The 17,907-nt window shown below is 65.2% G+C and carries 15 protein-coding genes; 7 read left to right on the top strand and 8 right to left on the bottom strand.

Annotated features, from left to right (window positions below):
• Positions 1-25 precede the first annotated feature (25 nt).
• The 4 genes from J8I29_RS19880 to J8I29_RS19895 are packed head-to-tail and all read left to right on the top strand — an operon-like array spanning position 26 to position 4,084.
• Positions 26-874: a sugar ABC transporter permease gene (locus J8I29_RS19880; RefSeq protein WP_209432985.1), complete on the top strand. Its 849-nt coding sequence runs from the start codon at positions 26-28 to the stop codon at positions 872-874.
• Positions 871-1,710: a carbohydrate ABC transporter permease gene (locus J8I29_RS19885; RefSeq protein ID WP_209432986.1), complete on the top strand. Its 840-nt coding sequence runs from the start codon at positions 871-873 to the stop codon at positions 1,708-1,710. Before J8I29_RS19880 ends, J8I29_RS19885 begins: the two co-directional genes overlap by 4 nt.
• Positions 1,711-1,720: 10 nt before the next feature.
• A complete protein-coding gene (locus J8I29_RS19890) occupies positions 1,721-2,758 on the top strand; it encodes an ABC transporter ATP-binding protein (RefSeq protein WP_209432987.1) in 1,038 nt (345 codons plus the stop codon).
• A 42-nt stretch (positions 2,759-2,800) separates the two neighbouring features.
• Complete coding sequence (locus J8I29_RS19895) at positions 2,801-4,084, top strand: trehalase family glycosidase (protein WP_209432988.1); 1,284 nt, start codon at positions 2,801-2,803, stop codon at positions 4,082-4,084.
• Positions 4,085-4,280: 196 nt separating this feature from the next.
• Here the strand turns inward: J8I29_RS19895 and hutH are convergent, their stop codons facing one another.
• The 7 genes from hutH to J8I29_RS19930 all read right to left on the bottom strand — a co-directional run bounded on the left by hutH (position 4,281) and on the right by J8I29_RS19930 (position 11,661).
• Positions 4,281-5,771 (bottom strand): histidine ammonia-lyase, encoded by a 1,491-nt coding sequence (gene hutH, locus J8I29_RS19900; RefSeq protein WP_209432989.1) that lies wholly within the window; start codon positions 5,769-5,771, stop codon positions 4,281-4,283.
• Between the two features lie 143 nt (positions 5,772-5,914).
• Positions 5,915-6,694: an ATP-binding cassette domain-containing protein gene (locus tag J8I29_RS19905; protein ID WP_105863403.1), complete on the bottom strand. Its 780-nt coding sequence runs from the start codon at positions 6,692-6,694 to the stop codon at positions 5,915-5,917.
• A gap of 11 nt (positions 6,695-6,705) precedes the next feature.
• Positions 6,706-7,428, bottom strand: coding sequence for an ABC transporter permease subunit (locus J8I29_RS19910; protein ID WP_209432990.1), 723 nt, complete (start codon positions 7,426-7,428; stop codon positions 6,706-6,708).
• Positions 7,429-7,436: 8 nt separating this feature from the next.
• Complete coding sequence (locus J8I29_RS19915) at positions 7,437-8,150, bottom strand: ABC transporter permease subunit (RefSeq protein ID WP_105863650.1); 714 nt, start codon at positions 8,148-8,150, stop codon at positions 7,437-7,439.
• A 196-nt stretch (positions 8,151-8,346) separates the two neighbouring features.
• Positions 8,347-9,201, bottom strand: a complete 855-nt coding sequence (locus J8I29_RS19920; protein WP_105863401.1) for a transporter substrate-binding domain-containing protein — start codon at positions 9,199-9,201, stop codon at positions 8,347-8,349.
• A 171-nt stretch (positions 9,202-9,372) separates the two neighbouring features.
• On the bottom strand, positions 9,373-10,230 hold the full coding sequence (locus tag J8I29_RS19925; RefSeq protein WP_209432991.1) for a transporter substrate-binding domain-containing protein: 858 nt from the start codon (positions 10,228-10,230) through the stop codon (positions 9,373-9,375).
• 36 nt (positions 10,231-10,266) lie between these two features.
• Positions 10,267-11,661, bottom strand: coding sequence for a formimidoylglutamate deiminase (locus tag J8I29_RS19930; RefSeq protein WP_209432992.1), 1,395 nt, complete (start codon positions 11,659-11,661; stop codon positions 10,267-10,269).
• A gap of 110 nt (positions 11,662-11,771) precedes the next feature.
• Here J8I29_RS19930 and hutC point away from each other — a divergent pair, with 110 nt between their 5' ends.
• The 3 genes from hutC to J8I29_RS19945 all read left to right on the top strand — a co-directional run bounded on the left by hutC (position 11,772) and on the right by J8I29_RS19945 (position 16,016).
• Positions 11,772-12,575 (top strand): histidine utilization repressor, encoded by an 804-nt coding sequence (gene hutC, locus J8I29_RS19935; RefSeq protein ID WP_245197178.1) that lies wholly within the window; start codon positions 11,772-11,774, stop codon positions 12,573-12,575.
• A gap of 103 nt (positions 12,576-12,678) precedes the next feature.
• On the top strand, positions 12,679-14,352 hold the full coding sequence (gene hutU, locus J8I29_RS19940; protein ID WP_209432993.1) for a urocanate hydratase: 1,674 nt from the start codon (positions 12,679-12,681) through the stop codon (positions 14,350-14,352).
• 473 nt (positions 14,353-14,825) lie between these two features.
• Complete coding sequence (locus J8I29_RS19945) at positions 14,826-16,016, top strand: porin (protein ID WP_209432994.1); 1,191 nt, start codon at positions 14,826-14,828, stop codon at positions 16,014-16,016.
• Positions 16,017-16,289: 273 nt separating this feature from the next.
• On the opposite strand, the gene J8I29_RS19950 is transcribed toward J8I29_RS19945, so the two are convergent.
• Positions 16,290-17,822: an MFS transporter gene (locus tag J8I29_RS19950; RefSeq protein WP_209432995.1), complete on the bottom strand. Its 1,533-nt coding sequence runs from the start codon at positions 17,820-17,822 to the stop codon at positions 16,290-16,292.
• Positions 17,823-17,907 lie beyond the last annotated feature (85 nt).

Here is a 17,907-nt window from a genome sequence, read left to right on the forward strand (position 1 = left end):
GTTTTGCTCCAGGAGGACCAAACCCGTGAGCAATGTCCGCGTTCTTCCCTATCTGCTGCTCGCCCCCGCCACGCTTTTCCTGGTGGCCTTCTTCCTGGTGCCGTTCGCCCAGGTCGCGGTGGAAGCCTTCACGCAGTTCGGCCAGGTCTCGACCGGCAATTTCCGCTCGATCATGAGCGACTGGAAGTTCTGGCCGGCGCTGCGCAACACGGTGGTGCTCACGGCGATCGTGGTGCCGCTGCAGATCGCGCTCGCCCTGGCCATGGCGGCCCTGGTGATGAATCTCGGCAGGGGGCGCGATTTCGCCCTCTATGTCTTCACCATCCCGCTCGGCATCTCCGATCTCGCCGCCGGGCTGATCTGGCTGGCCATCCTGGAGCAGAACGGCTTCCTCAACAGCGCCCGCCATGCCCTCGGGCTGATCGCCGGCCCCCAGCTCCTGCTGGGCTATCAGAACATCGTCCTGCTCTTTGCCGCCATCGTGCTCGCCGAACTCTGGCGGGCGACGGCGGTGGTGCTGGTCATCCTGGTGGCGGGCATGTCGCTCATTCCGCGCGAATATTACGAGGCGGCGGAGGTGTTCGGCGCCGGGCCGTGGAAGCGCTTCGTCAGGATCACCCTGCCGCTGCTGCGCCCCAGCCTGCAGACAGCGCTGATCCTGCGTACCATCCTGGCCTTCGAGGTCTTCGCCATCGTGCTGGTGCTGGCCGGCACCAACCTGCCGGTCCTGATGGGCGAAACCTATGGCTGGCAATTCACCCTGCAGGATCGTGCCGGAGCCGCCGCCTACGCCATGGTGACCCTGGCGATCTCGATCGCCCTGACCGTCTTCTTCCTGTGGGCGCTGGGCGAGAAAAAGGAAGCGGTGTCATGAGCGGGGCCGTCGTGACGCAAGACGATGCGGGTACCGCCGCCCCGGCTCGCTGGGGCCTGCGCATCGCCGCCATCGTCCTCTGCGCCTGGGTGCTGGTGCCGATCTATCTGCTGGCGGTGGATGCCTTCAATGCGCCCGCCGCGGTGACGGGCTGGCCCAAGCGCTTCTGGCCGGCCTTCGATCTCACCAGCCTCGCCTTCTTCTGGAACTATGCCGGCGTCATCAGGGCCCTGATGAATTCGCTGCTGGTGGCGGGGCTGACCATGGTGCTCTCCATCCTGATCGGCGCACCGGCCGGCTATGCCCTGGCCCGTTTCCGCTTCAGGGGAAAGGGCGCCTTCCGCATCCTCGTATTGATGACGCGCGCCTTTCCCCTGCCGCTGCTCGCGCTGCCGCTGGCGGTGTTCTATCTGCGTACCGGCCTCGACGACACGCTGCTCGGCCTGGCGCTGATCCACACCGTGCTGGCGCTGCCCTTCGCCATCCTGATCACCTCCTCGCTCTTCGTCAGCATTCCCGTGGAGCTGGAGGAGGCGGCCTGGGTGTTCGGCTGCAACCGGGCCCAGGCCTTCGTCAGGATCGTGGCACCCTTGGCGCTGCCCGGCATCGCGGCCTCGGGCGTGTTCGCCTTCGTCACCTCCTGGAACGAGGTGTTCGCGGCGTCGGTGCTCACCGTGCAGAACCAGACCCTGACGGCCTTTCTGCTCACCAGCCTCGATGTCTCGCCACTGCCGCTGAAATTCGCCGGCGCCTTTGTGCTGATCATCCCGGCCCTGATCTTCCTGTTCCTGGTGCGGAAATATCTGTTTTCGCTCTGGGGCATCGCCAATCGCTGAGGAGGGCCCGATGGCCGACATCGAGATCCGGGGCGTGCGCAAGAATTTCGGTTCCTATACGGCGCTGCACACGCTCGACCTCGCCATCCGCGACCAGGAATTCCTGGTGCTGCTCGGCGCCTCGGGCTGCGGCAAGACCACGCTGCTGCGCATCGTCGCCGGGCTGGAGACGGCGAGCGGCGGCGAGGTCCATATCGGCGGCAGGCGGGTCGACGGGCTGCCCCCGCGCGACCGCGGCATCGCCATGGTCTTCCAGAACTATGCGGTGTTCCCCCACATGACCGTCTTCGAGAACATCGCCTTCGGCCTGCGCATGAAGAAGCTGCTCAACCAGGAAGTCGAGCAGCGCGTGAAGCGCGCGGCCGGACTGATGCATATCGATCAGCTGCTGCAGCGTTATTCGGGCCAGCTCTCCGGTGGCCAGCGCCAGCGGGTGGCCGTCGCCCGCGCCCTGGCCGTGGAGCCGGCCGTCCTCCTGATGGACGAACCGCTTTCCAACCTCGACGCGCTGCTCCGCCTCGAAATGCGGGCCGAGCTCAAGGGTATCCTGCAGGAAAGCCGCACAACTACGATCTATGTCACCCACGACCAGGTCGAGGCGATGAGTCTGGCCGACCGCATCGCCGTGATGCATCAGGGCCGGATCGTGCAGGCGGCACCGGCGACGGAGGTCTATGCCTATCCGGCGACCCGCTTCGTCGGCGGTTTCATCGGCAATCCGCCGATGAATTTCCTGCCGGCCTCGGTGGCAGGTCCGACGGCCGAAGTTGCCGGCCTGAAACTGCCGGCGCCAGCGACATCCCGGCCGGTCGAGTTCGCCATCCGGCCCGAGGAACTGACGCCAGGCGGCGAGGGGCTGACGGGACGGGTCAGGGTGGTGGAGCCGCTCGGCCCGCATCAGCTCGTCTCACTCGATGTCGGCGGCCACCTGTTCCGGGCCATCGTCGACAATGATCGTGAAGTCCGCCCCGGCGAAAATCTCACTTTGGCGCCGCGCCCCGGTAGTGTGCGCTGGTTCGACGTCGAGAGTTCAGCGGCCGTGCTCTGACGACATCACCCCCTTTCATGACGAACGCATTGGGAGCTTTTCATGAGCCGACTTGACCGTGCCGCTGCCTTCGAGCGGGCCGCTGCCGTGCTGCGCGAGAATGATCGCGGCGCCTACACCATCCCCACCAAGGGGCTTTATCCCTTCCAGTGGAACTGGGATTCCTGCCTGACGGCGCTGGGGCTGCGCCATCTCGACGAAGCCAGGGCCTGGCAGGAGGTCGAGACCCTGCTCGATCATCAATGGCCGGATGGCATGGTGCCGCACATCGTCTTCCACGTCGACGACGACGGCTATTTCCCTGGCCCCGGCGTCTGGCGCACCGGCCGGCCGGTGCCGACCTCGGGCATCACCCAGCCGCCGGTGCTGGCTTATGTGATGAAGCGCCTCCACGACGAGGCCGGCGACCGGGAGCTTGCCCGGCGCAAGGCGCAGGCCCTGCTGGCCAAGGCGGAGGCCTGGCATCGCTGGTTCTATGCCTGCCGCGATCCCAAGGACACCGGGCTCGTAGCCATCATCCATCCCTGGGAGTCCGGCCGGGACAATTCGATCGACTGGGACGAAGCGATGATGCGCGTGCCGACCGACGGGGTGGAGCCCTATGAGCGCCGCGATACCGAGCATGTCGATTCCGCCCAGCGTCCGCATAAGGCCGACTATGACCGCTTCCTCTGGCTGCTGCAGCGCTTTCGCGGCCTTGGCTGGGACAATGCCAGGCTGCACGAGGCCTCGCCCTTCAAGGTGGTCGATCCCGGCTTCAACGCCATCCTGATCCGCTCGGACAGCGACCTCGCCGAGCTTGCCGAGACGCTCGGCGAGCCCGAGATCGCCGCCCGGGCCCGAGAGCGCGTCGCCAAGGCGAGAGCGGCCTTCGAGACGCTCTGGAGCGACACTTTCGGCCAGTATCTCTGCCTCGACCGCGTCTCCAACCAACTGATCGACAGTCCCTCGATCGGCGGATTGCTGCCGGTCTTCGCTGCGCTGGGCGGCGAAGCGCGGCAAAGGAGCATTGCCGGCCGCATCGACGCCTGGCGCAAGCGCACGCGCTTTGGCGTGGCCAGCCACGATCCGGCGGACCGGCGTTTCGAATCCAAGCGTTATTGGCGCGGGCCAGCCTGGATCATCGTCAACATGCTGATCGCCGACGGGCTCCGGCGCTGCAATCTCGCGGACGCCGCCGCCAAGGTCGAGGCCGACAGCCTGGCCCTGATCGAGGAGAGCGGCTTTGCTGAATATTACGACCCGATCTCCGGCGAGGGCCTCGGCGGCGGCCATTTCACCTGGACGGCCGCCATGGTGGCCGAACTGGTGAAGCGGGCGGCTTGAGCTTGTGGGAGCCGGCTTGGTGGAGACGGTGCTCTTTTACCCTCCCCTCGATGGGGAGGGTCGAGGCGAAGCCTCGGGGTGGGGTGGCAGCTTTGCAAGAAATTCAGTGTTCGCTGATGATGACCCGCGGACCCACACCACCGGCCTTTCAGGCCGACCCTTCCCATCGAGGGGAGGGTAAAGAATCGGCGCCGTCTCAGGCCGCGGTGGCGTCCGCCCGGCGGATGATCCCGCGCGCGACGGCGATGTCGCCCGCCAAGGGACGGTCGTCGCGATAGGGCGGCAGGGCCGTGCGCACGTCGCGATAGAAGGCATCGGTGCCGGGCGCCTTGGCGAGGTCTTCGGCCTGAAGGTCATAGGCCTGGGCATCGGCGATGAGTTCGATTGCCAGGATGTGCTCGACATTGTCGAGGATCTGCAGGGCTTTGAGGGCCGATGGCGTGGCGTGGCTGAGATGATCCTCCTGCAGGCCCGAGGTGATGCCGCCGTCGAGGCTTGCCGGGCTGGCGAGGCGCCGGTTGAGCGCCACCAGCGAGGCAGCGGTGTATTGGGCGATCATGAAGCCGGAGGAGACGCCGCTGCCCACGGCGAGGAAGGCCGGCAGGTCGCTGACATGCGGATTGACGAGGCGGTCGATCCGCCGCTCCGCCATCGCCGCCAGCTCGGCCACGGCAATGGCGAGCGTATCCATGGCGAGGGCGATGCCGGGCGCCACGGCATGCGCCTGCGAAAAGACCTCGGGCGCTTCGGGCGTGCCGAGCACGGCCGGGTTGTCGGTGACCGAGGCCAGTTCGCGGTCGACGGTGGCGCCGATTTCGGCAAGCGCGTCGCGCACCGCGCCATGGACATGCGGCACGGCGCGCAGGCTGAGCGGGTCCTGGGTCTGGCGTCCGGCCGCCGCGGCCAGGATAGCGCTGCCTTGGAGCAGCGCGCGCAGATGCCGCCCCGTCGCCTGCATGCCCTCGGAGATGCGCAAGGCGAGCGAGGCCTCGTCGAAGGCCCGCGGCTGGCCGCGCAGGTTTTCGAAGCTCATGGCGGCCGTGACGTCGGCCCAGCCGACCAGTCTTTCGCTGCGGGCCAGAGCAAGCGCGGCAAGGCCGGTGACGCAGGGCGAGCCGTTGACCAGGCTCAGGCCCTCCTTGGCCTCCAGCACCAGCGGCGCCAGCCCGATGCGGGCCAGCGCCTCGCCGCCTGTCAGTCTCTGCCCGTCGAGCACGGCGTGGCCCTCGCCGATCAGCACCAGGGCGATATGGGCCATGTGGCTGAGATAGCCGACCGAGCCAAGCGAGGGCACTTCGGGCAGGCAGTCATGCGCCAGCAGGGCCAGCAACTGCTCGACCACTGCGGGCCTGACGCCGGAACGGCCATGGGCGTAATTGTTGATGGCGGCGGCGATGATCGCCCTTGTCTCGGCCTTGCCGAGGGGGGCGCCGACGCCCACGGCATGGCTCATCAGGATGTTGCGCGACAATTGCCGCTGCTGCGGCCTGTCGACGATGACGTTGGCGAGGCCCCCCACGCCGGTGTTCACGCCATAGGCGAGGATGCCGCGCTCGACGATGGCGTCGACGATGGCCCGGGCATGGAAGAGGCGCTGCCGGGCAGCTTCGGAAAGGGCGAGTTCCGTCCCCTCGGCGATGGCGGCGATCTCTCGCCAGGCGAGGGGGCGGTCAAGAACGATGGACATGGGGAAACCAGGACGAGGAAGAATATCGGATAGGGAAATTGAGGCCGAGATTGCGCAGCCCCTCCCCCTTACCCTCGCCCGTTCTTACGGGGAGAGGGTAAGGGGGAGGGGCGCCGCAACCCACCTGCCGTCGCGCCAGATCGTCAATGATGCTGGCTGGAGATGAACTGCTTGAAGCGTTCCGACTTGAGCTCCTTGAACAATTCGTCGGGCGAGCCGTCCGCCTCCACCTCGCCCTTGTGCAGGAACATCACCCGGTTGGAGACGTTGCGGGCAAAGCCCATCTCGTGGGTGACCACCAGCATGGTGCGGCCTTCCTCGGCAAGACCCCGCATCACACGCAGCACTTCGCCGACCAGTTCGGGATCGAGCGCCGAGGTCGGCTCGTCGAACAGCATCACCTTCGGCTTCATCGCCAGCGCCCGCGCAATGGCGGCGCGCTGCTGCTGGCCGCCCGACATGTGCGAGGGATAGTAGTTGCGGCGCTCGGCCAGGCCGACCCGCTCCAGCAGGGCCTCGGCCTCGGCGATGCACTCGGCCTTGGGGCGGCCCAGCACATGCACCGGGCCCTCGATCAGGTTCTGCAGCACCGTCATGTGCGACCACAGGTTGAAGCTCTGGAACACCATGCCGAGTTCGGAGCGGATGCGGTCGACCTGTTTGCCGTTGGAGGGTTCGAGGCGGCCCTTCTTGCTGCGGCGCATCTCGACTTTCTCGCCGGCGACGACGATCTCGCCCTCGTCGGGCGTCTCGAGCAGGTTGATGCAGCGCAGGAAGGTGCTCTTGCCCGAGCCCGAGGCGCCGAGAATGGAGATCACATCCCCCTGGTGGGCATCGAGCGAAATGCCCTTGAGCACTTCGTGATCGCCGAAACTCTTGTGGATGTTCTTGACGCTGAGCGCGATTTCGCTGGAAGCGGCCATGGCGTTTCCTTTCAGCCGACGATGGTGCGCGGTGTCTGCGCGCTCGGCGGCATGAAGCGCAGATGGGGAGAGAGCTGGCGCTCGGCGAGGCCGAGCAGGAAGATGATGACATAGCTCAGAGCGATATAGATGATACCGGCCAGAGCCAGGACCGGCACGTCGAGCAAGGCCTGGCGGCCGATTTTCTGGGCGATGCCGGTCATCTCGACCACGCCGATCAGTCCGGCCAGCGAGGTCGATTTCAATGTCAGGATCACCTCGGTCGAATAGGCCGGCAGCGCCTGGCGCAGGGCGATCGGCGCGATGATGCGATAGAGCAGCTTGAAACCGGACATGCCGATGGCACGCGCCGCCTCGATCTCCTTGGTCGAGACGGCCAGCAGGCCGCCGCGCAGGATCTCGGCCTGATAGGCGGCGGTGCAGAGCGCCATCACGAACACGGCCGAGGCGATGCGGTTCTTCAGCACCAGCCAGAACCAGGATTCCTTCATGAACTGGAACTGGGCCAGGCCGTAGAAGATCAGGAAGATCTGGATCAGGAGCGGCGTGCCGCGAAAAATGAAGATGTAGGTCTTGGCGATACCGGACAGCAACCTGTTGCTGCTCATGCGCATCCACAGCACGATCAGCGCGAAGACCAGTCCGAGCAGGACGGAGAAGATGAAGAGCATCAACGTCGTCGGCAGGACCGCCAGGATCTTGTTGAGGGCTTCCAGGGCGAAATCGAGACTCATGGCGGCACCTACGATCCCACCGGACGGCGGAAGCTCTTGGCTACCCGCCGCTCGCCGGCACTGAAGATCTGGGTCGAGAAGGTCGTCAGGATGAGATAGAGGCAGGCCGCCACGGTGTAGAACAAGAAGGGCTGTCGGGTCGATCCGTTCGCCTTGTTGGCGGCGTTCATGATCTCGACCAGGCCTGTGACGGAGATCAGGGCCGAGTCCTTCACGCTGAGCTGGAAGACGTTGCCAAGCCCTGGAATGGCAAAACGCATGATCTGCGGCGCGATGATGCGGCGAAAGCGCATGAAACGCGGCATGCCGATGGCGCGGCCCGCCTCGATCTCGCCCTTGGCGATGGCGGTGAAGGCGCCGCGGAAGACCTCCGCCTGGTAGGCGGCGGAGATCAGGCCGACGCCGAGGGCGCCGGCGAGAAAGCTGTTGATCGTGGTGCTGTTGCCGATGCCGAGCGCGCCCAGCGAATTGCCGATCACATCGACCACCCGGCCGAAATAGACCATGTAGATGATCAGCAGTTCGGGGGCTCCGCGCAGCACCACGGTATAGACATTGCCGATCAGGGTGGCCGGCAGGTTACCGGCGATCTTGGCCCAGGCGACCAGGGCGCCGACGATGGCGCCGATCAGCATGGCCGCGAGGGTGACGGCCAGCGTCATTCCGGCGCCGCCGAGGAGATAGAGCCCCCAACCGGTCTCGCCGAAGCCGAGCGTGGCGATCAGATAGGAGATCTTGTCGGACAGGCTGGTAATTACGTCCACAATTTGGCTCTCCTCTTAGGGTAGGCCAGAGAGACAGGGGCTATGGCTGCGATGCCGGCAGTTTTCGGCACCAAGGGGGCTGAAACCGACGGTGCGTCCTACCTGGCGGTCCTGCGGGGCGGCTGATGCCGGTCCGCAGAAGCGTCATCGGCGGTCAAGATCCCTTGACGGGGGTCACGTCGAGCTTGAACCATTTCAGGCTGAGCTTTTTGACGGTGCCGTCGGCGATGGCCGCGCCGATCGCCTTGTCCCACATCTCGCGCAGGTCGTTGTCGGACTGGCGGAAGGCCGGGCCGATACCCTCGCCCCAGATCGGACCGGCGATCTGGGCGCCGAGGAGGGTCATCTGCTCATTGCCCGATTTGGAGAAGGCGGAGGTGAAATAGGTGTCGTCGTCGAAGCCGACATCGATGCGCCCGCCCGTGATGTCGAGGTCGCGCTCGCCCGAAGTCTTGTACTCGGTGATGGTGGCGATGTCCTTGAAGTTCTCTTCGACGAATTTGGTGTAGACGGTGGCGGTCTGAATGCCGATGGTCTTGCCCTTCAGGGCTTCGCGCATCTTCTCCACCGTGCTCTTGTCATGGCCGGCCTCGCCCGTCAGCGTCACCGTGGTGCCGGTGCCGTCCATTTTGGCGAGGTCTCCGGTCTTCAAGCCGGCAAATCCCGCGGGAGTCTGGGCGTAGGGCTGCGAGAAGGAGACCTGCTTCTTGCGGTCGTCGGTGATCGACATCGCGTCCATGATCACGTCGAACTTGCCGCCATTGAGACCGGCGATCATGCCGTCCCAGTCCTGGGCAATGAATTTGCACTCGATCTTCATGCGGCCGCACAGATCCTTGGCGAGGTCGATCTCGAACCCATCCATGCTGCCGTCGGGCTTGGTCAGGTTCCAGGGCTCGTAGGCGCCTTCCAGAGCGATCGTGGCCGTCTTCCACTCCTTGGCCGGTGCGGGCATGGCCACAAGAGTGCTCAGCGCCAGCAGCGCCGAGGAGAGCAGATACTTCTTCATTGTCGGTTCCCCTTTGGGTTCTGCCGCCCGGTTTTCCGGATCGGCTTCATTCTGGATCGCCCTTGCAGTACCCCGGTCGGTCTTGCGCCGCTTGGCCGGGCGGCATCCGGGCGGGACGCGGTTCCCCTGCCCGGATGCCGGCGTGGTCGATGATCAGGACTTGCCTGCGCCTCAGGACTTGGTCTGAGGCGACATGTCGGTCTTGAACCACTTCATGCTGAGCTTCTTGATCGTGCCGTCGGCAAGGGCTTCGCCGATCGCCTTGTCGAACATGTCGCGCAGCTCCGGATCGGATTTGCGGAAGGCCGGGCCGATGCCTTCGCTCCATACCGGGCCGGTGATTTCAGGGCCGGCCAGCGTCATTTCGGAATGATCGGGGCGCGACAGCACCGAATAATAGAAGGTGACATCGCCGACGGTGGCGTCGACGCGGCCGGCAGCCAGGTCGAGGTCGGCCTCACCCACAGTCTTGTATTCGGTGACGGTGATGGTGTCCTTGAAATTCTTGGCCAGCCATTCGGCATAATTGGTCGCGACCTGCACGCCGACGGACTTGCCCTTCAGCGCTTCACGCAGGGTGTCGAGCGTGGCCTTGTCCTTGGCGGGGTCGCCCGACAGCGTCACGACGGTGCCGGTACCGGCGAGCTTGGCGAGATCGTTGGACTTCAGCGTGGCGAAACCGGCCCGCTCGCCGGCATAGGGACGCGAGAAGTCGATCTGCTTCTTGCGTTCCTCGGTGATGGACATGCCGTCCATGATCACGTCGAACTTGCCGGCATTGAGGCTCGGAATCATGCCGTCCCAGTCCTGGGCAATGAATTTGCACTCGACCTTGATGCGCCCGCACAAATCCTTGGCAAGGTCGACCTCGAAGCCATCCATGGTGCCGTCGGGCTTGGTCAGGTTCCAGGGCTCGTAGGCGCCCTCCAGGCCGATGGTGACGGTTTTCCACTCCTTGGCCTGGGCGGCCGGAACGCTGACCAGCGTCGCCAGCGCCAGGATGGCGGTGGAAATGAGGGTCTTCTTCATCATCAATTCCCCTATGTTGACAGCAACCTGCGCGCCTCAATGGCGGGCCAGGTTTCTGATCGCGGTCTTGAAGGCCGCATTGATGATGTCGTCCTGGTCGTGACGCCCGTCGCGGATACGCCACTGCCCCTCAACCATGACGTCACGCACCGTACGGTCGCCAAGCGCGAACAGCCAGCGATCGACAATAGCGTCATCCTTGGCGCTGTCTATGAAAGCATCGTTGCCATCCAGCACGACGAGACTGGCGATCATGCCGGGGGCGATGGCGCCGATGGGCTGGCCGAGGGCCTGGGCGCCGCCGGCAAGTGCCGCATCGTAAATATCGCGCCCGACCGAGCGGTGCGGGCCATTGGCGAGCCGGTTGCGCTTTTCGTCGCGCAGGCGCTGCGAATATTCGAGCGTACGCAACTCGTCGACCACGCTGGGGGAAACATGGCTGTCGGTGCCGATGCCGAAGCGCCCGCTCCGGGCACGATAGGCGACCGCGTCGAAGATGCCGTCGCCGAGATTGGCTTCCGTCGCCGGGCACAGGCCCGCCACGGCGCCGCTCGCCGCCATGCGCTGCAGTTCGGACGGATCGGCATGGGTGGCGTGGATCAGGCACCAGCGCTCGTCGACGGGCATATGGTCGAACAGCCATTGCATCGGGCGTTTGCCGCTCCAGGCGATGGAATCGTCGACTTCCTTCTGCTGCTCGGCGATGTGGATGTGCAGCGGCCCGCTCTTGGGCAGGCTCGCCATCAGAGTCTTCATTTCCTCGGGCGTCGCCGCCCGCAGCGAATGGAAGGCATAGCCGAGCGTGGCGCCCTGCGTGGCGCAGGCCGGGGCGAGTTCCGCCATCAGCCGCTCGAAGCCATCGACATCGTGGATGAAGCGGCGCTGGCCCTCATGCGGCGCGACGCCGCCGAAATTGGCATGGGCGTAGAAGACGGGCAGCAGCGTCAAGCCGATGCCGCTGGTTCGGGCCGCGGCCAGGATGCGCTTCGACATTTCGGCGCGGTCGGCAAAGAGGGAGCCGTTCTTGTCGTGATGCAGATAGTGAAATTCGGCGATCGAGCCGAAGCCGGCCTTGAGCAGATCGACATAGAGCCGGGTGGCGATCGCCTCGGCATCCTCGGGCGTGATCTGGCCGACGGTGCGGTACATTTCCTCGCGCCAGGTCCAGAAGCTGTCGCTGCCCGCGCCGGATACCTCGGCAAGGCCGGACATGGCGCGCTGGAAGGCGTGGGAATGCAGGTTGGGCATGGCGGGCAGCACTGGCCCCGATGCGATCTCGGCGCCATCGGCGCTGGCGTCGGGGGTCACGGCGCTGATCCGGCCTGAAACGTCGATCTCGATCAGTACATTCCGGGCCCAGCCATCGGGCAGCAGCGCCTGGCTGGCCAGGAGGCTGCGGTTGCTCTGGAGTTGTGGGCGGAAATCGGGCATGTTGTGTACCGACGAGTTCGCAACTTGTATATATAAGTTTTATACATAATTTTGCGATCATGGCAAGTGCCGCATGAGGCGGTGAGTCGATTTTGAGGAATGACGTCGTCATGAGCATGCCGCCGGACAGGAAGCCGGAGCCCGCCATACCTGCCACGCCACTCTATGCCGAGGTGAAGCAGCACATCCTCGCGCGGGTGCGCAGCGGCGAGTGGCCGCCGGATCATCGCATCCCTTCCGAAAGCGAATTGGTCGAGCAGCTCGGGGTCAGCCGCATGACGGTGAACCGGGCGCTGCGCGAGCTCAGCCTCGAGGGCGTGCTGGTCCGCATGCAGGGCAGGGGCTCCTTCGTGGCGGGCGGCAACAGTCATTCGGACGTGTTCGCCGTCACCAATATCGCCGAGGAAATCCGCGGGCGCGGCCATGACTACAGCGCTCAGGTGCTGCTGCTCGATACGCTGAAGGCGACGCCCGATATCGCCGATCTCCTCGAACTGCCGATCGGCAGCCCGGTTTTTCATTCAATCATCGTGCATTGCGACAATGAGGTGCCGATCCAGCTCGAGGATCGTTTCGTCAATCCGGCGGTGGCGCCCGGCTATCTCGATCATGATTTTTCCCGGGTGACGCCCAATGAGGTGCTCAGTGCGGTGGTGCCGTGGAGCGAGGCGGAGCATCGCATCGAGGCGGTGCTGCCGCAGGCCTGGGAGTGCAAACTGCTGGCGATCTCGCGGGCCGATCCGTGCCTGCTGATCCGTCGTCGCACCTTCGCGACCGGCTGGGTGGGGGCGCCGGCCCCGGACGCCGGCGGTGGCGAGGAGGCCCTGCAGCATGTCGTCACCGCGGTCCGCCTGCTGCTGCCGGGCGGGCGCTACCGCATCGAGCATCGCAGGCATTCGAACAGGGTGGGGTGACTGCAGGGCCGATCTGAAGATCGATTTCCGTCATCGGTTCTCCCTTGACAGATTTGCCGTTTTGTCGCTAACTTGTATATACAAGCAACAAGAGGTCATGTACATGCTCAGCAATGCCCGTTTCCGCGATGTCGAGATCCGCGCCCCGCGTGGCACTCAGCTCAATGCCAAGAGCTGGCTGACCGAAGCGCCGCTGCGCATGCTCATGAACAATCTCGATCCCGACGTCGCCGAGAACCCCAAGGAATTGGTGGTCTATGGCGGCATCGGCCGCGCCGCACGCGACTGGGAATGCTTCGACACCATCGTGCGCACCCTGAAGAACCTCAACAATGACGAGACGCTGCTGGTGCAGTCCGGCAAGCCCGTCGGCGTGTTCAAGACCCATGCCGATGCGCCGCGCGTCCTCATCGCCAATTCCAACCTGGTGCCGCATTGGGCGACCTGGGAGAAGTTCAACCAGCTCGATGCCGAGGGCCTGATGATGTACGGCCAGATGACGGCCGGCTCCTGGATCTACATCGGCTCTCAGGGCATCGTGCAGGGTACCTACGAGACCTTCGTCGAGGCCGGCCGCCAGCATTATGGCGGGGATCTCGCCGGCCGCTGGGTGCTCACCGCCGGCCTCGGCGGCATGGGCGGCGCCCAGCCGCTGGCCGCGACCCTGGCCGGTGCCGTGTCGCTCAACATCGAATGCCAGCAGCAGAGCATCGATTTCCGCCTGCGCACCCGCTATGTCGACAAGCAGGCCAGGGATCTCGACCACGCGCTCGAACTCGTCAAGCATTATTGCGAGCGCAAGGAGGCCGTCTCGATCGCCTTGCTCGGCAATGCCGCCGAGATCCTGCCCGAGCTGGTGCGCCGCGGCGTCCGCCCTGACATGGTCACCGATCAGACTTCCGCGCATGACCCGCTGAACGGCTATCTGCCGATCGGCTGGACCTGGGAGGAATACAAGGAGCGCGCCCGCACCGAGCCGGCCCATGTCGTCGCCGAGGCGAAGAAGTCGATAGCCGTGCATGTCCGCGCCATGCTCGATTTCCAGAAGATGGGCGTGCCGACCTTCGACTACGGCAACAATATCCGCCAGATGGCCAAGGAAGTCGGCGTCGACAATGCCTTCGACTTCCCGGGTTTCGTGCCGGCCTATATCCGCCCGCTGTTCTGCCGCGGCGTCGGCCCGTTCCGCTGGGCCGCGCTGTCGGGTGATCCGGCCGACATCGCCAAGACCGACGCCAAGGTCAAGGAACTCATCCCCGACGACAAGCACCTGCACAACTGGCTCGACATGGCCGCCGAACGCATCGCCTTCCAGGGCTTGCCCGCCCGCATCTGCTGGGTGGGCCTCGGCCAGCGCCACCGCCTCGGCCTCGCCTTCAACGAGATGGTGCGCAACGGCGAGCTCTCCGCCCCGATCGTCATCGGCCGCGACCACCTCGACTCGGGTTCGGTCGCCTCGCCCAACCGCGAGACGGAATCCATGCGTGACGGTTCGGATGCCGTGTCCGACTGGCCGCTGCTCAACGCCCTGCTCAACACCGCATCGGGTGCGACCTGGGTGTCGCTGCATCATGGCGGCGGCGTCGGTATGGGCTATTCGCAGCATTCGGGCATGGTCATCGTCTGCGACGGCACCGAGGATGCCGACCGGCGCCTCGCCCGCGTGCTGGTCAACGATCCCGGCACCGGCGTGATGCGCCATGCCGATGCCGGCTACGACATCGCCATCGACTGCGCCAGGGAGCAGGGCATGAACCTGCCGATGCTGAACAGGTAACACAGGGCGCCGGCTCTGCCCGGCCCGTGAAAACGCGGTCATGGCCATCCCGCGCGGGTGGCCGAAAGGCGGGTCTTCGTGGCCCGCCTTTTTCACGTGTGGCCGGGCATGTCCTTCTCCCCTTGCCCCTGGATCGCGGAAGCCGGCTTGCCTGCCGGATGCAAGGTGAAGTTGTGAAATAGTTTTGCTGCAATGTGACCTTTAAGTAACAATGGAGTCGAAAATCGCACGAGCTCCAATCGGAAGCCGGCAATTTTGGTTGTCGGCATAGGCCGATTGGTTCAAATTCGAATGGTAATTTTCAGATGCTCTAATTTTGCTGAGCTCTACGGCCTCATTCTGGCTCGAAGACTTTTTTCTGTCGTATTGCAATTGAAAATTGTTTGGAGGAAATTGTGATTAAAAGAGCATTTATTTTAGGAACAGTCGCCGGCCTTACCGGTTTTGCCGCTGCTCATGCGGCGGATCTTCCGATGACCAAGGGCGAGGCCGTCGAATATGTGAAGGTCTGTACGGCCTTTGGCCCGGGCTTCTTCTATATTCCGGGCAGCGACACCTGCCTGCGCATCGGCAGCGAGTTCCGCATAGACTATCGCATCTATGGCGGCGGCAAGTTCAATCGCGACGACAACCGCACCGCCTTCAACACCCAGGCCCGTGTCTGGTTCGATGCCCGCACCGAGACCGAATACGGCCTGCTGCGCTCCTATTTCCAGATCAATGCGGACAGCAACACCGCCACGCGGGTGAACGGCACGGAACAGCGCAACCGCTTCACCATCGACAAGGCCTTCATCCAGTTCGGCGGCCTGACGGCGGGTTATGCCCATTCCTTCTTCGGCTTCTACGACAACGACTATGGCAACACCATCTTCGGCCCCTATTATGCCCAGTCGAACACGGTGAACCTCATCGCCTATACGGCACAGTTCGGCGGCGGCTTCTCGGCCACCCTGTCGATCGAAGATGGCCGCGATCACCGCCAGAACGACGTGTTCGCCTATCAGGGCGGCCAGCAGGTGCCGGATGTCGTCGGCGTCCTCCGGCTCGACCAGGAATGGGGAACGGTGGCGCTCCAGGCCGCGGCCCACCAGTTCCGCAGCGCCTCGCGCTATGACAATGGCACGCCAGACGATCCTGCCGACGACGTCGCCCTGCGGCATCAGAACAAATGGGGCTATGCGATCGGCGGCGACGTGCTGATCAAGATCCCGCAGCTCCAGGACGGGCATCTGGTGATCGAAGGGCAATATGCCGACGGTGCGCTGGACTATCTGGGCGCCGACAACCTCTATGCCCTCCGCTCGCAGGACTTCTACTACCGCAACGGCTTTTCGCGGCTGGAAGCCGGCAAGGGCTGGTCCATTACGGCGGAACTGGGCGGCAACTTCACGCCGCAATGGGGCTTCAACATCGTGCCGAGCTATATCGACACGCGCTACGACGGCGCCGGCATCAATGGCCAGGACCTCAAGGCCAAGGAATATGCCATCACCGGCAACCTGACCTACATGATCGTCAAGGGCCTGTCGGTGACGGGCGAGGTCTCCTACATCCGCTCCGAGTTCGATCGCGAACTCGGCAACGAAACCTTCGCCGATATCAGGCCGAAGGAGAAGCTCAACTCGGTGGTCGGCGGCATCCGCATCAAGCGGATGTTCTGAGGGCATTACCGCAATCGACACCGGCTCGGCATATCAGAAAAGGGGGCTCTTCGGCCCAATGCAGTTCACTTAAGCGTTTCGGGGGGCTCGACCTTTGTTGTTGCCGGGCTTGACCCGGCAATCCAGCTCCCCGACGGTTCGTCCGTGCGGCTTCTGGGTAGCCGGGTTAAGCCCGGCTATGACAAATTCGGAGCGGTTCCTGCTTAAGTAAACCGTATTAGCGCTTCGGCCCCCTTTTCCGTGGTCGTAAGGCTGGTTGCCGATGTACGGCGTTCAGCCGTTCGCCGAGGCACAGACTGTCTCTGCCGGGACGTCGTCCCGAGGCGTTTCCCGGCGCCCGAGAAAGACGAAGACCACGACGGCGGTGACCACGGTGATAGCGGCCAGCAAGAGCAGCAGCGTGGAGAACGCACCGCCATAGGCCTGGATCAGGGCCGGGCGGGCCAATTGCGGCAGCGCGCCGGCGGCACCGGCAACGTCGCCCGTCACCAGCTTCTGGGCGCCCTCCCGGGCATGCGCACCGGGAAGATGGCCTGAGGTCAGGGCCGAGAGCACGGCGCTGACGATGGCAAGCGCCACGCCCTCGCCGGCGACGCGGACTGTGGAGAAGATGCCGGTCGCCATGCCGGCCCGCTCGCTCGGCACCACGGAGACGGCGAGGCCGTCCATCAGGCCCCAGGGCAGGCTGATGCCGATGCCGATCACGGCCATGGGCGCGAGCATGGCGTTGACGTCGCCGCCGGCCGGCATGAAGCTCAGCCAGGCAAGTCCGGCTGCTGAGACCAGCAGGCCTAGGCCGCAGATCACGGCCGGCGCGATCCAGCGTGAGAGCCAGCCGGCCAGGAGCGGCAGAACCAGCAGCGGGGCGGACAGCGCCATCATCATGCGGCCGGCAGCAACCGCGCCGACGCCCTCGATGCCGACGAAACGGATCGGCAGCAGGATCAGCAGCACCACGAAGGCATAGGCGGGCGCGGCCGCCAGCAACTGCACGCCGACGAAGCGCCCGTAGCGGAACAGGCTGAGGTCGAGCATAGGGCGGGGCGAGTTGAGCTCGATGCGCACGAACAGCGCCATCAGGGCCAAGGCGCCGACGAGCAGGACGATGACGAGCGGATCGCTCCAGCCGCTTTCCGGCGCCTGCAGGACGCCATAGGTGAACAGGGTCAGTGCGAGGGTGAAGCTGGTCGCGCCCGGCCAGTCCAGCCCGCGAGCCTGGGGATCGCGGGATTCCCGGAGCACGGCGACGCCGATGACGAAAGAGACCGATGTCAGCGCGACGACGGCGAGAAAGATGCTGGGCCAGCCGAAGGTCGCGCTTATCAGGCCCGAACTGATCGGGCCGAAGGAAAGGCCGGCGCCGAAACTGGCGCCGACCACGCTGAAGGCACGCATGCGCGCGCCGCCGGAAAATTCCTGCGCCAGGGCCGCCATGCCGCCCGCGAAGGCCGCGGCAGCGGCAAGCCCCTGGAGAGCGCGCAGCAGGTCGAAGATCAGGATCGAGCGCGCGCCCACCAGGGCCAGCGAGGCCAGGGCGAAGCCGGCGGTGCCGGTGAGGAAGACACGCTTGCGGCCGAAGCTGTCCGACAGGGCTCCGGCGGCCATCAGCGCGCTGCCGAAGGTCAGCATGAAGGCATTGGTCACCCAGTTCAGGGCGATCGGGCTGCCGCCCAGCGTTTCGGCGATGGCGGTCAGCGCCACCGCCGGTCCCGTGAAGGTCAACGGCATGGCGATGGCGGCAAGGCAGACGGATAGCAGGATGAGCGCCTTGTGGGCCGCGCTCGGAGCCAAGGTTCGATCTGTCATGGAATCTTGCTCGAAAGAGGGGTGGCAGGTCACCTGCCAGCGGGGCGCTCGGTGGGGAGGCTTGCCCCGGCAAAACGGCTCGACC

The sequence above is a fragment of the Labrys sp. LIt4 genome (assembly GCF_017813775.1).
Taxonomy (GTDB): Bacteria; Pseudomonadota; Alphaproteobacteria; order Rhizobiales; family Labraceae; genus Labrys; species Labrys okinawensis_A.

Bases quoted from the DNA above. Each gene is read 5' to 3' on its own strand.
- J8I29_RS19950 (WP_209432995.1), bottom strand. From the start codon at position 17,822: ATGACAGATCGAACCTTGGCTCCGAGCGCGGCCCACAAGGCGCTCATC.
- J8I29_RS19905 (WP_105863403.1), bottom strand. From the start codon at position 6,694: ATGGCCGCTTCCAGCGAAATCGCGCTCAGCGTCAAGAACATCCACAAG.
- J8I29_RS19895 (WP_209432988.1), top strand. From the start codon at position 2,801: ATGAGCCGACTTGACCGTGCCGCTGCCTTCGAGCGGGCCGCTGCCGTG.
- J8I29_RS19910 (WP_209432990.1), bottom strand. From the start codon at position 7,428: ATGAGTCTCGATTTCGCCCTGGAAGCCCTCAACAAGATCCTGGCGGTC.
- J8I29_RS19930 (WP_209432992.1), bottom strand. From the start codon at position 11,661: ATGCCCGATTTCCGCCCACAACTCCAGAGCAACCGCAGCCTCCTGGCC.
- hutU (WP_209432993.1), top strand. From the start codon at position 12,679: ATGCTCAGCAATGCCCGTTTCCGCGATGTCGAGATCCGCGCCCCGCGT.
- J8I29_RS19885 (WP_209432986.1), top strand. From the start codon at position 871: ATGAGCGGGGCCGTCGTGACGCAAGACGATGCGGGTACCGCCGCCCCG.
- J8I29_RS19890 (WP_209432987.1), top strand. From the start codon at position 1,721: ATGGCCGACATCGAGATCCGGGGCGTGCGCAAGAATTTCGGTTCCTAT.
- J8I29_RS19925 (WP_209432991.1), bottom strand. From the start codon at position 10,230: ATGAAGAAGACCCTCATTTCCACCGCCATCCTGGCGCTGGCGACGCTG.
- hutC (WP_245197178.1), top strand. From the start codon at position 11,772: ATGAGCATGCCGCCGGACAGGAAGCCGGAGCCCGCCATACCTGCCACG.
- hutH (WP_209432989.1), bottom strand. From the start codon at position 5,771: ATGTCCATCGTTCTTGACCGCCCCCTCGCCTGGCGAGAGATCGCCGCC.
- J8I29_RS19920 (WP_105863401.1), bottom strand. From the start codon at position 9,201: ATGAAGAAGTATCTGCTCTCCTCGGCGCTGCTGGCGCTGAGCACTCTT.
- J8I29_RS19945 (WP_209432994.1), top strand. From the start codon at position 14,826: ATGACCAAGGGCGAGGCCGTCGAATATGTGAAGGTCTGTACGGCCTTT.